The 638-nt window shown below is 57.4% G+C and carries 1 protein-coding gene; it reads right to left on the reverse strand.

The annotated features are described in order from the left end of the window. Positions 1–218: 218 nt before the first annotated feature. Entirely contained in the window at positions 219–458 is a 240-nt protein-coding gene (locus ACHIRB_RS08280; protein WP_395126786.1) for a hypothetical protein, read from the reverse strand. Positions 459–638 lie beyond the last annotated feature (180 nt).

Below are 638 nucleotides of genomic sequence, written 5' to 3' on the forward strand. Positions count from 1 at the left end.
TCGCTTCCCCCGAACTCTGTCCGGGATTGAGCGTGTCCAACACGAGGGGTCAAGGCCCAAGTGACGAAGGTCTTATCGAATCGGAGGCATTCTTCGGCGGTATGAAGGGCGTCGCGACGGTGTAGCTCTGGATGGAGTGAGGACGATGTTTTCTCCATGTCGCGGAGAATTCGCCCGTAGGCGCGTACAGATCAGACTCGCGATTTCAGACGGGCCCCTCACCCGGACGCCAAGAACCTGGTGAGTGCTGTGATCTCACGGTGCGCGGTAGCTCTGTCTGGATGTGTTCGGGACTTTTCCCGAGCAAACTGCACGGCGAGCATGTCGCGATCCGTGAGTGCCCAGGATCTTGCCAACTCGCTGACTCGGACGTCTCCAATGACATCAGCGATGTCCTTCCCGAGCAGATTCAGCAATGCGATGTCGACATCCATATCGGCTTCGATCAACGTTTCCATACGATCAGTACCGGCATCGTAGAGCGATGCTCGAAGGTCGTCATTCTGCTGATACCAGCTGCAGGCGGTGGCAATGTCCGCAGCGTCTTTATATTCACGAAGCGCGGAGCGGTCGCACCAAGTGTCATTTGCCAGGGTGATGGGACCACCTGCTTGCCACTAGCATGGGACCACCTTGGA

Origin of the sequence: Antrihabitans spumae, assembly GCF_043944905.1 — a bacterium.
In the GTDB taxonomy this organism is placed as follows: domain Bacteria; phylum Actinomycetota; class Actinomycetes; order Mycobacteriales; family Mycobacteriaceae; genus Antrihabitans; species Antrihabitans spumae.